Genomic DNA, 11270 nt, shown 5'->3' on the forward strand with positions numbered 1-11270 from the left:
GGAGTGGGCAGGGTGGGGGCCGCCGGGAGGCACCGCGCACGTGCTGGCGCCTCCGGCCGCCCCTCACCCTCCCGTGGCGTGCTACAGGCCCAACTCGCGGGCGATCAGCATGCGCTGGACCTCGCTGGTGCCCTCGCCGATCTCCAGGATCTTGGAGTCCCGCCACATCCGGGCCACCGGGTACTCGTTCATGAAGCCGTATCCGCCGTGCACCTGGGTGGCCTCGCGGGCGTTGGTCACCGCCACCTCGGAGGAGTACAGCTTGGCCATCGAGGCCTCCTTCTTGAACGGCTCGCCGTGGAGCATCCGGGAGGCGGCGTCCCGCCAGGCCACCCGCGCGGTGTGGGCGCGCATCTCCATGTCGGCGATCTTGAACTGGAGGGCCTGGTTGCTGCCGATCGGACGGCCGAAGGCCTCCCGGGTCTTGGCGTACTTCACCGACTCGTCCACACAGCCCTGGGCCAGGCCGGTGGCCAGCGCCGAGATCGCTATGCGGCCCTCGTCCAGGATCCGCAGGAACTGCGCGTAGCCGCGGCCCAGCTCGCCCAGCAGGTTGGCCTGGGGCACCCGGACGTCGGTGAAGGACAGCTCGCGGGTGTCCGAGGCGTTCCAGCCGACCTTGGAGTAGGGGGCGGCCACGGTGAAGCCCGGGGTGCCGGACGGGACGATGATCGAGGAGATCAGCGGGCTGCCGTCCGGCTTCCGGCCGGTGACGGCGGTGACCGTGACCAGTGCGGTGATGTCCGTGCCCGAGTTGGTGATGAAGCACTTGGAGCCGTTGATCACCCACTCGCCGGTGGCCTCGTCCAGCCGGGCGGTGGTGCGGGTGCCGCCCGCGTCGGTGCCGCCACCGGGCTCGGTGAGGCCGAAGGCGCCCAGGGCCTCGCCGGAGCACAGCCGGGGCAGCCACTCGCGCTTCTGCTCCTCGGTGCCGAAGAGGTAGATCGGCATGGAACCGAGGGAGACCCCGGCCTCCAGGGTCACCGCGACCGAGGAGTCCACCCGGGCCAGCTCCTCGATGGCCAGGCAGAGCGCGAGGTAGTCACCGCCCATGCCGCCGTACTCCTCGGGGAAGGGCAGCCCGAACAGGCCCATCCGGGCCATCTCCTGGACGATCTCGTAGGGGAACTGGTGCTGCTCCCAGTACTCACCGATCTTGGGCGCCACGACATCGTGCGCGAACGCCTCCACGGTGCGGCGGAGTTCTTCGTGCTCGGGAGAGAGCCGGTGGTCGAGCGACATGACTCAGGACTCCTTCTGGGAGAGTGCGCGAACGGTACGGGAGGGGCTGGGTCGCCCCAGGTGTGCGGCCATCCAGACGCTGGTGGCGGTGAGACGGCCGAGGTCGACCCCGGTTTCGATGCCGAGGCCGTGGAGCATCCACACCAGGTCCTCGGTGGCGAGGTTGCCGGTGGCGCTCTTGGCGTAGGGGCAGCCGCCGAGACCGCCGGCGGAGGCGTCCACGCAGGTGACCCCGTGCTCCAGGGCCGCCAGGGTGTTGGCGAGAGCCTGGCCGTAGGTGTCGTGGAAGTGCACGGCGAGCCGCTCGGTGGGCACCCCGGCCTCGCCCAGCCGGGTGAGCAGCTGCCGGACATGGCCGGGGGTGGCCACCCCGATGGTGTCGCCCAGGCTGAGCTCGTCACAGCCCAGCTCCATCAGCCGGTGGGCCACCGAGACCACCTGGGAGACCGGGACCGGGCCCTCCCAGGGGTCGCCGAAGCACATCGAGAGGTAGCCGCGGACATGCAGTCCCGCCTCCCGGGCCCGCGCCACCACGGGCTGGAACATGGCCAGCGACTCCTCGACCGTGCGGTTGAGGTTGCGCTGGGCGAAGGTCTCGGTGGCGCTGCCGAAGACCGCGATCCGCCGGACACCAAGGGCGATCGCCCGGTCCAGCCCGCGCTCGTTGGGCACCAGCACCGGAAGCTCGGCGTCCACGCCGTCCAGCAGGGGGACCAGCTGCTCGGCGTCGGCGAGCTGCGGCACCCACTTGGGGTGGACGAAGCTGGTCGCCTCGATGGTGGTCAGCCCGGCCTGGGCCAGCCGCCGGATGAACTCGGCCTTGATCTCGACCGGAACGACCGCCTTCTCGTTCTGCAGGCCGTCCCGGGCGCCGACCTCGTGGATCCGCACCCGGGCCGGCAGCCCGGCCGCCGGTACGGCCATCGGCAGACCGTCCTCGAGCAGGGACATCACTCACGCTCCTCGCTGTCGTGCGGGGTGACGACGGCCAGCACCTGGTCCATGGCGACGGTGCTGCCGGCGGTCACGTCCAGCTCGGTGACGGTGCCGTCGTGCGGGGCGGCGATCAGGTGCTCCATCTTCATGGCCTCGACCACCAGCAGCCCCTGCCCGGCGACGACCTCCTCGCCCACGGCGGCCTTGACCACCGTGACGGTGCCCGGCATCGGGGCGGTCAGCGCCCCCGCGTGCCCCGCGGCCCCGCCGCCGCGCAGCGCGGCCTCCACCGGGTCGTGGTCCAGCAGGTGCCAGCTGTCGCCGTCCCGGCCGAGCCAGCTGCCCTCCGGGCCGGCGGCGGTGGCGAAGACATGGGTGACGCCGTCCCACTCCAGGATGAGCCGTCCCGGCTCGGCGGGCACCAGCCGGGCCCGCACCGCCTGACCGGCCGCCTCGGGGGCGCCGCCGTCCTCCTTGGCCGGCCGCTGGACCAGGACCACCGCGTCGGTGGCCCGGCCGCGGACCCGCACGGTCACCGGCTCATGCCCCGGGACCCGCAGCGGGTGGTCCGTCCAGGCCGGCTCGCCGCCCAGCCGCCAGCCGGTGGGCACCGAGAAGGGGTCCACCCAGCCGTCGGCGCCGGGCTCCAGCGCGCTCTGGCGCAGCAGCGCCGCCGCCGCGTACACCTCGTCGGGCACCTCGGCCGGCACCAGGCTCGCCGCGTCCCGGTCCACCAGGCCGGTGTCCAGGTCCCCGGAGACCACCGCGGGGTGCGCCAGCAGCCGGCGCAGGAACCCGATGTTGGTGTCCAGCCCCAGCACGGTGGTGCGGCCCAGGGCGCCGCCGAGGCGGCGCAGGGCGGTGGCCCGGTCGGGGCCGTGCGCGATCACCTTGGCCAGCATCGGGTCGTAGAGGGTGCCGACCTCGGTGCCCGCCAGCAGCCCGGAGTCCGTCCGCACGCCTTCCCCGTCCGGCTCGCTCAGGGCGCGCACCGTGCCCGCGGAGGGCAGGAAGTCGACCCGGTCCTTGCCGGGGCGGGCGGTCTCCGCGCAGACCCGGGCCTCGACCGCGTGGCCGGTGAAGGCGATGTCCTGCTGGGCGAAGGGCAGCGGCTCGCCGGCGGCGGTGCGCAGCTGCCACTCCACCAGGTCCAGGCCGGTGATCAACTCGGTCACCGGGTGCTCCACCTGGAGACGGGTGTTCATCTCCATGAAGTAGTAGGCGGAAGGGGCGGAGCCGGGGACGATGAACTCCACGGTGCCCGCGCCGAGGTAGCCGCAGGACCGTGCCGCCTGCACCGCGGCCTCGCCCATGGCCGCCCGGGTGGCCTCGTCCAGCAGCGGGCTGGGCGCCTCCTCGATGATCTTCTGGTGGCGGCGCTGCAGGGAGCACTCGCGCTCGCCGAGGTGCACCACCTGCCCGTGGGAGTCCGCCAGCACCTGGATCTCGATGTGCCGGGGCCGGTCGATCCAGCGCTCCACCAGCAGGGTGTCGTCGCCGAAGGAGCCCCGGGCCTCGCGCCGGGCCGCCGCGATCTCGTCCGCGAGCAGGGCCTCGTCGCGCACCAGGCGCATGCCCTTGCCGCCGCCGCCCGCCGAGGGCTTGAGCAGCACCGGCATGCCGATCTCGCGGGCGGCCTCGGCCAGCTGCTCGTCGGTCAGCCCGCTGCCGGAGGAGCCCGGCACCACCGGCACCCCGGCCGCCCGGACCGTCTCCTTGGCCCGGATCTTGTCGCCCATCAGCTCGATCGCCTCGGCCGGCGGGCCGATGAAGACCAGCCCGGCCTCGGCGCAGGCGCGGGCGAAGGCGGCGTTCTCCGCCAGGAAGCCGTATCCGGGGTGCACCGCGCGGGCGCCGCTGCGCCGGGCGGCGTCCAGCAGCCGTTCTATCGACAGATAGCTCTCGGCCGCCGAGGCCGGTCCGATCCGGACCGCGGTGTCCGCCTCCCGCACGTGCCGGGCGTCCGCGTCGGCGTCGCTGAACACCGCGACGGACCGCACGCCCAGCCGCCGCAGCGTCCGGATCACCCGGACCGCGATCTCCCCCCGGTTGGCCACCAGCACGCCGCCGGCGCCGAGCCCGCCCGGCGTGGCCGCCGAATCCGCTGTGAACATCGTCCGCATCCCCTCGTCACATCCGGAAGACGCCGTAGCCGGGGGCCGCGGGGTCGCGGTCCGGCAGCGGCGCGTTGGCACAGGCGGTGAGCGCCAGACCCAGCACGGAGCGGGTCTCCAGCGGGTCGATCACGCCGTCGTCCCACAGCCGCGCGGTGGCGTAGTAGGCGCTGCCCTGGGTCTCGTACTGCTCGCGGATCGGGGCGCGGAAGGACTCCTCGTCCTCGGTGCTCCACTGCTCGCCGCGCGCCTCCAGCTGGTCGCGCTTGACCGTGGCGAGCACCGAGGCGGCCTGCTCGCCGCCCATCACGGAGATCTTGGCGTTGGGCCACATCCACAGGAAACGGGGTGAATAGGCGCGCCCGCACATGGAGTAGTTGCCCGCGCCGTAGGAGCCGCCTATCACCACGGTCAGCTTGGGCACCCGGGTGCAGGCCACCGCGGTGACCATCTTGGCGCCGTGCTTGGCGATGCCGCCGGCCTCGTAGCTGCGGCCCACCATGAAGCCGGAGATGTTCTGCAGGAAGAGCAGCGGGATGCCGCGCTGGTCGCACAGCTCGATGAAGTGCGCGCCCTTCTGGGCGGACTCGGAGAACAGGATGCCGTTGTTGGCGACGATGCCGACCGGGTGGCCGTGGATCCGGGCGAAACCGGTGACCAGGGTGGTGCCGAACTCGGCCTTGAACTCCGCGAAGCGCGAGCCGTCCACCAGCCGGGCGATCACCTCCCGCACGTCGTACGGGGTGCGGGAGTCCACCGGCACCGCGCCGTACAGGCCGGCCGGGTCCACCGCGGGCTCCTCGACCGGGGTGACCCGCCAGGGCAGCTCCGCGCGCTGCACCGGGGAGGCGGGCAGGGTGGAGACGATGGTGCGCACGATCCGCAGCGCGTGGGCGTCGTCCTCGGCCAGGTGGTCGGTGACCCCGGAGACCTTGGAGTGCACCTCGCCGCCGCCCAGCTCCTCGGCGCTGACCACCTCGCCGGTGGCGGCCTTAACCAGCGGCGGCCCGCCCAGGAAGATGGTGCCCTGCTCGCGCACGATGACGGCCTCGTCGCTCATCGCCGGCACATAGGCGCCGCCCGCGGTGCAGGATCCCATCACCGCGGCGACCTGCGGAATCCCGGCGCCGGACATCCGCGCCTGGTTGTAGAAGATCCGCCCGAAGTGCTCCCGGTCGGGGAAGACCTCGTCCTGCATCGGCAGGAAGGCCCCACCGGAGTCCACGAGGTAGACGCAGGGCAGGCGGTTCTCCAGGGCCACCTCCTGGGCCCGCAGGTGCTTCTTCACCGTCATCGGGTAGTAGGTGCCGCCCTTGACGGTGGCGTCGTTGGCCACCACGACCACTTCGCGGCCCGCGACCCGCCCGATGCCGGCGATCACCCCGGCCGCCGGGGCCTGGTCGCCGTACATCCCGTCCGCCGCCAGCGGCGCCAGCTCCAGGAAGGGCGATCCCGGGTCCAGCAGCGTGTCCACGCGGTCTCGCGGCAGCAGCTTGCCGCGCGCGGTGTGCCGCGCGCGGGCCCGCTCGCCGCCGCCCAGCCGCGCCACCGCGAGCTTCTCGCGCAGCCGCGCCACCAGCTCGCGGTGCGCCGCCTCGTTGGTGCGCCAGGCGTCGGACGCCGGGTCGGCGCCGCTCCCCAGCACCGGTGCCTGCTCCATGGCTTCGAGCCCCCTTGCCAGATGCCACACGGCCCGTGCGATCCGGTCGCCTCGGCCGAGCTGTTAATGAGCGTTAACCTCTTCCTTCAGGTTAACGACCACTAACGCCGCTGTCTAGAATCAATTTCATGAGCACCCACGCGCCCGCCGAGACCCGCCGTGAACAGATCCTCCGGGAAGCCGCGCGGCTCTTCGCGGAGCGCGGTTTCCACGGGGTCGGAGTCGACGAGATAGGCGCCGCGGTCGGCATCAGCGGCCCCGGGCTGTACCGCCACTTCGCCGGCAAGGACGCGATGCTCGCCGAGCTGCTGGTGGGCATCAGCGGGCGGCTGCTGGCCGGCGGCAAGCGCCGGGTGGCCGACGCCGCCGCGGCCGGGCTGGGGCCCGCCTCGCTGCTGGACTCGCTGATCGAGGGGCACATCGACTTCGCCCTGGACGACCGTCCGCTGATCACCCTGCACGACCGGGAGCTGGACCGGCTCCGGGACAGCGACCGCAAGCTGGTGCGCCAGCTGCAGCGGCAGTACGTCGAGCTGTGGGTGGAGGTGGTGCGCGAGGTGTATCCGGGGCTGGCCGAGCGGCCTGCCCGGGCCGCCGTGCACGCGGTGTTCGGGCTGCTCAACTCCACCCCGCACCTGGGCCGCCCGGGCGCGCTGCCCGGGCGGGACGCCACCGCCGAGCTGCTGCACCGGCTGGCGGTGGGGGCCTTCGGGGCGGTCTCCGGAGCGCCCGTGGCGGGCGACGGCTCTGGACAGGCTGACTGACTGGCGGGTAACTTGCCCGCACGGTCAAACTGAGCAAGCGCTTAGGCAGAGGAGCGTTTGGGCCGCGCCCCCGTGGAGGAGTCGCCATGCGTCGAACGGTTTTCAACGAGGATCACGAGGCGTTCCGGGCGACCATCCGCGACTTCATCGCCGCCGAGGTCGTGCCGTACTACGAGGAGTGGCAGGAGGCCGGGCACGCCCCGCGCGACTTCTACCGCAAGCTCGGTGAGCTGGGTGTCTTCGGTATCGAGGTGCCCGAGGAGTACGGCGGCGCGGGCGAGAGCAGCTTCAAGTTCACCGCAGTGATCACCGAGGAGACCGCCCGGGCCGGGGTCAGCTTCGGCGGCAGCAACGTGCACACCATGCTCTGCCTGCCGTATCTGCTCAAGTACGCCACCGAGGAGCAGAAGCAGCGCTGGCTGCCGCCCTTCGTGAGCGGCGAGATGATGACCGCCATCGCCATGACCGAGCCCGGCACCGGCTCCGACCTGGCCGGCATGAAGACCACCGCCAAGCTCTCCGAGGACGGCACCCACTACGTCCTCAACGGGGCCAAGACCTTCATCACCGGCGGCGTGCTCGCCGACCGCGTCCTGGTCTGCGCCCGCACCGCGGCCCCCAGCCCCGAGGACCGCCGGTCCGGGATCTCCATCCTGGTGGTGGACACCCGCAGCGAGGGCTACGCGGTCGGCCGCAAGCTGGAGAAGCTGGGCCTGAAGACCTCGGACACCGCCGAGCTGTCGTTCACCGACGTCAAGGTGCCGGTGGAGGACCTGCTGGGCGAGGAGGGCAAGGCATTCGGCTACCTGGGGCAGAACCTGCCGCAGGAGCGGCTGGGCATCGCGGTCGGCGCGTACGCCCAGGCCGCCGCGGCGGTGGAGTTCGCCACCGCCTACGTCCGGGACCGCACCGTCTTCGGCAAGTCCGTGGCCTCCTTCCAGAACACCAAGTTCGTCCTGGCCGACTGCAAGTCCGAGGTGGACGCCATGCAGGCGGTGGTGGACCGGGCCCTGGAGGCCCACGACGCCGGCGAGCTGACCGCCGCCGACGCCGCCTCGGCCAAGCTGTTCACCACCGAGCGCGCCGCCGTGGTGATCGACAAGTGCCTCCAGCTGCACGGCGGCTACGGCTACATGATGGAGTACCCGATCGCCCGGCTGTACGCGGACACCCGGGTCAGCCGGATCTACGGCGGCACCAGCGAGGTCATGCGCTCCATCATCGCCAAGTCCATGGGGCTGTGACCGGACCCTCACCCGTGTGCGCCCCCTCGGGGGCGCACCTCTGCGAAGCTGTCTGAGCCATGAACGAAAGCCTTCAGGACCTGCTCGACCTGCTCGACCTGGAGCGGATCGACCGGGACATCTTCCGCGGCGCCAGCCGCCCCTCCCTGGTGGAGCGCGTCTTCGGCGGCCAGGTCGCGGCCCAGGCCCTGGTCGCCGCGGGCCGCACCGTGCCGGAGGACCGGCAGGCGCACTCCCTCCACTCCTACTTCCTCCGCCCGGGCGACCCCGGCGCGCCCATCGTCTACACGGTGGACCGCATCCGGGACGGCTTCTCCTTCACCACCCGCCGGGTGGTGGCGGTCCAGCACGGGCAGCCGATCTTCCACCTCTCCGCCTCCTTCCAGGCGCACGAGGAGGGGATGGAGCACCAGGAGCCGATGCCGCCGGCTCCCGACCCGCTGAGCCTGCCCACCGCGGACGAGCTGCTGCCCCGGTACGCCCACCTCTTCGCCCACGAGAAGGTGGTCCGGCGCATACTCAAGGCCCGGTCCGCGATCGACCTGCGCTATGTGGACGCCCCGCCGTTCGGCAGCATCGGGGAGCCGCGTGAGCCCAGCTCGCAGGTGTGGTTCCGGATGAACGGCAAGCTGGACGGCGCCGTGGACACCCCGCTGCTGCACATCTGCCTGGCCACCTACGTCTCCGACATGACGCTGCTGGACTCGGTGCTGCTGGCGCACGGCCGGGGCGGCTGGGCGGTGGGCGACGTGGTGGGCGCCAGCCTGGACCACGCCATGTGGTTCCACCGCCCGTTCCGCGCGGACGAGTGGCTGCTGTACGACCAGGCCAGCCCCTCCTCCTCGGGCGGCCGGGGCCTGGCCAGGGGGCGGATCTTCACCCAGGACGGCCGGCTGGCGGCCTCGGTGATCCAGGAGGGCCTGATCCGCGCCCCGCGCGCGACGTCCCGGAAGCCCTGACGGACCGGAGCCGCACCCGGCCCGGGTGCGGCTCCGCGAGGCCGGGGGACGGGCTCAGTCGGTGCACAGGATCCGGGAGGGGGACCCCAGGCCCGCCGCCTCCAGCAGGTAGGCGGTCATCGGGTCGTAGAACCGCGGGTTGACGACATGGTCGTCCAGCGGCACCACCACCGCCAGGGTGCCCTCCGCCTCGCCCAGGAAGAGCGCCGGGTCGTTGCAGTCCGCGTACCCCACCGTGTCGATGCCGCGCTGCCCGGCGCAGCCGGCCCAGCCGTGGTCGGCGACCACCAGGTCGGGCAGCGGGCGGCCCTGCCGCTCCAGGGCGTCCAGGATGGCCGCCATCGGGGCGGGGGAGTGGGTGTGCCACAGCGTGGCGCCGCGCTCCAGCACCGCCACATCGGCGAACTGGAAGACATAGCCCTCGTCCGCGGTCAGCCCGCCGGGGATCTCCATGATCTCGCAGCCCGCGGCGCGCAGCGCCTGGGCGGTGGCTCGGTGCACGTCCAGCAGGCCGCCCGGGTGACCGGTGGCGAACAGCACCCGCTGCCGGCCCTCGGCCGCCTTGCGCAGCACCGCCGCCATCCGCTCCAGCGCCCCGACGGTCAGCTCCGGGTCGATGATGTCCTGGCCCACCCGGTGCTCGGGATCGTCCACCACACCGCAGCGCTCGGCCATCACGGCCAGTACGTCCTGCTCGTCGGCCCAGCGGTCGCCCAGCTCCAGCCCCAGCCAGTAGTGCCGATCACCGTTGGCGAGCATGCGGTAGTGGCCCAAGTTGTTGTCGCGCGGGGTGGCGACATCGCCCGCGATGCGGGTGCGGACCAGGTGATCGATCAGTTCGGCTCGGGTCGGGGCAGGGCTGGGTATCGGCATGCGCCCATTGTCGCCCCTGCGGCCGGGAAATGGACGTGGTGGCCAAATAGCCGGGCCGGGCTCTCGGGAACGTACATGTGCGGAATCCGTCGTTCTGCCTAACCTCTGATCCGGCACCATCCCGATCCCTGATCCCGTATCGCCGAGAGGCAGCAGCCGCATGAGCACCTCCCGCCCGTCGCCCGGCCAGCCGGTCGGTCCCGTCGACTCCTCCCGCATCCCGCGTTACGCCGGCCCCGCGACCTTCGCCCGGCTGCCGCGGATCGACCAGGTGGGCGGTGCCGCGGATGTCGCCGTGGTCGGTGTGCCGTTCGACACCGGGGTCTCCTACCGCCCCGGCGCCCGCTTCGGCGGCAACGCGATCCGCGAGGCCTCCCGGCTGCTGCGCCCGTACAACCCGGCCCAGGACGCCTCCCCCTTCGCGCTCGCCCAGGTGGCCGACGCGGGTGACATCGCGGTCAACCCGTTCGACATCAACGAGGCCGTGGAGACCATCGAGGAGGCCACCGGGGAGCTGCTGAGCACCGGGGCCCGGCTGATGACCCTGGGCGGCGACCACACCATCGCGCTGCCCGTCCTGCGCTCCGTCGCCCGCAAGCACGGCCCGGTCGCGCTGCTCCACTTCGACGCGCACCTGGACACCTGGGACACCTACTTCGGCGCCGAGTACACCCATGGCACGCCGTTCCGCCGCGCGTTCGAGGAGGGCATCCTGGACACCTCGGCGCTCTCCCACGTGGGCACCCGCGGCCCGCTGTACGGCAAGCAGGACCTGGACGACGACGCCAAGATGGGCTTCGGCATCGTCACCTCCGCCGATGTGATGCGGCGCGGCGTGGACGAGGTGGCCGACCAGCTGCGCCAGCGGATCGGCGACCGCCCGCTGTACATCTCCATCGACATCGACGTGCTGGACCCGGCGCACGCGCCCGGCACCGGTACGCCCGAGGCCGGCGGCCTCACCTCCCGCGAACTGCTGGAGATCCTGCGCGGGCTGGCCGACTGCCACCTGGTCTCCGCCGACCTGGTCGAGGTCGCCCCGGCCTACGACCACGCGGAGATGACCTCGGTCGCCGCCTCGCACACCGCGTACGAGCTGACGACCATCATGTCCCGGCAGATCGCCGCCGCCAGGGAGTCCTGACCGCCTCTCCGCCCCGGGCCCGCGACTCCCCGGGGGCGCGACCCTCGGCCCGGCCCCGGACGCCCGGCCCACCCCACCGGTGGCCGGGCGTCCGGCGTTCGGGCCCCCCGAACTCACTGGGGCACTGCGCCAATCCAGTTCTTCTCCCGAACACATCGTCTGATTCGTTGATCTGACATATCCGCGTTTTTATCGTCTTCCTCGTCACTCCGACCGCCCCCGGCGACCCCCACGGAGAACGATGAGGAACTCCCCCCGGCTGTCCCGCTCCGCCAGGCTGCTCGGCCCGCTGCTGGCGGGCGCGCTCGCCGCGGCCTGCGCGCCGGCGTCGACC

General features: G+C 72.7%; 9 protein-coding genes. 4 read left to right on the plus strand and 5 right to left on the minus strand.

Going from position 1 to position 11270, the window contains the following annotated elements:
• Nucleotides 1-81: 81 nt before the first annotated feature.
• From E4099_RS21280 to E4099_RS21295, 4 genes are read right to left on the minus strand one after another with little or no spacing between them, the layout of a single operon-like run.
• The gene (locus E4099_RS21280; RefSeq protein ID WP_135340697.1) at nt 82-1242 is read right to left on the minus strand and encodes an acyl-CoA dehydrogenase family protein; all 1161 of its coding nucleotides are present in this window, start codon (nt 1240-1242) and stop codon (nt 82-84) included.
• A 3-nt stretch (nt 1243-1245) separates the two neighbouring features.
• Nucleotides 1246-2193 carry a hydroxymethylglutaryl-CoA lyase gene (locus E4099_RS21285; RefSeq protein WP_135340698.1) on the minus strand — a complete coding sequence of 316 codons (948 nt, stop codon included), beginning with the start codon at nt 2191-2193 and terminating at the stop codon, nt 1246-1248.
• Nucleotides 2193-4292, minus strand: coding sequence for an ATP-binding protein (locus tag E4099_RS21290; RefSeq protein WP_135340699.1), 2100 nt, complete (start codon nt 4290-4292; stop codon nt 2193-2195). The genes E4099_RS21285 and E4099_RS21290 overlap by 1 nt, the downstream gene beginning before the upstream one ends.
• Before the next feature lie 16 nt (nt 4293-4308).
• A complete protein-coding gene (locus tag E4099_RS21295; RefSeq protein WP_135340700.1) occupies nt 4309-5952 on the minus strand; it encodes a carboxyl transferase domain-containing protein in 1644 nt (547 codons plus the stop codon).
• A gap of 128 nt (nt 5953-6080) precedes the next feature.
• Here E4099_RS21295 and E4099_RS21300 point away from each other — a divergent pair, with 128 nt between their 5' ends.
• The 3 genes from E4099_RS21300 (at nt 6081) to E4099_RS21310 (ending at nt 8919) form a co-directional block, all read left to right on the plus strand.
• Entirely contained in the window at nt 6081-6716 is a 636-nt protein-coding gene (locus tag E4099_RS21300) for an SACE_7040 family transcriptional regulator (protein WP_135340701.1), read from the plus strand.
• Nucleotides 6717-6802: 86 nt separating this feature from the next.
• The gene (locus E4099_RS21305) at nt 6803-7960 is read left to right on the plus strand and encodes an acyl-CoA dehydrogenase family protein (RefSeq protein ID WP_135340702.1); all 1158 of its coding nucleotides are present in this window, start codon (nt 6803-6805) and stop codon (nt 7958-7960) included.
• 59 nt (nt 7961-8019) lie between these two features.
• A complete protein-coding gene (locus tag E4099_RS21310) occupies nt 8020-8919 on the plus strand; it encodes an acyl-CoA thioesterase (protein ID WP_135340703.1) in 900 nt (299 codons plus the stop codon).
• 54 nt (nt 8920-8973) lie between these two features.
• On the opposite strand, the gene E4099_RS21315 is transcribed toward E4099_RS21310, so the two are convergent.
• Nucleotides 8974-9792, minus strand: a complete 819-nt coding sequence (locus E4099_RS21315) for a phosphatase (protein WP_135340704.1) — start codon at nt 9790-9792, stop codon at nt 8974-8976.
• A 160-nt stretch (nt 9793-9952) separates the two neighbouring features.
• Here E4099_RS21315 and speB point away from each other — a divergent pair, with 160 nt between their 5' ends.
• On the plus strand, nt 9953-10936 hold the full coding sequence (gene speB, locus E4099_RS21320; RefSeq protein WP_135340705.1) for an agmatinase: 984 nt from the start codon (nt 9953-9955) through the stop codon (nt 10934-10936).
• Nucleotides 10937-11270 lie beyond the last annotated feature (334 nt).

This window comes from Streptomyces palmae, from assembly GCF_004684805.1.
In the GTDB taxonomy this organism is placed as follows: domain Bacteria; phylum Actinomycetota; class Actinomycetes; order Streptomycetales; family Streptomycetaceae; genus Streptomyces; species Streptomyces palmae.

Coding starts and splice junctions, on each gene's coding strand:
- E4099_RS21280 (WP_135340697.1), bottom strand. CDS start 1,242: ATGTCGCTCGACCACCGGCTCTCTCCCGAGCACGAAGAACTCCGCCGC.
- E4099_RS21285 (WP_135340698.1), bottom strand. CDS start 2,193: ATGTCCCTGCTCGAGGACGGTCTGCCGATGGCCGTACCGGCGGCCGGG.
- E4099_RS21290 (WP_135340699.1), bottom strand. CDS start 4,292: ATGTTCACAGCGGATTCGGCGGCCACGCCGGGCGGGCTCGGCGCCGGC.
- E4099_RS21295 (WP_135340700.1), bottom strand. CDS start 5,952: ATGGAGCAGGCACCGGTGCTGGGGAGCGGCGCCGACCCGGCGTCCGAC.
- E4099_RS21300 (WP_135340701.1), top strand. CDS start 6,081: ATGAGCACCCACGCGCCCGCCGAGACCCGCCGTGAACAGATCCTCCGG.
- E4099_RS21305 (WP_135340702.1), top strand. CDS start 6,803: ATGCGTCGAACGGTTTTCAACGAGGATCACGAGGCGTTCCGGGCGACC.
- E4099_RS21310 (WP_135340703.1), top strand. CDS start 8,020: ATGAACGAAAGCCTTCAGGACCTGCTCGACCTGCTCGACCTGGAGCGG.
- E4099_RS21315 (WP_135340704.1), bottom strand. CDS start 9,792: ATGCCGATACCCAGCCCTGCCCCGACCCGAGCCGAACTGATCGATCAC.
- speB (WP_135340705.1), top strand. CDS start 9,953: ATGAGCACCTCCCGCCCGTCGCCCGGCCAGCCGGTCGGTCCCGTCGAC.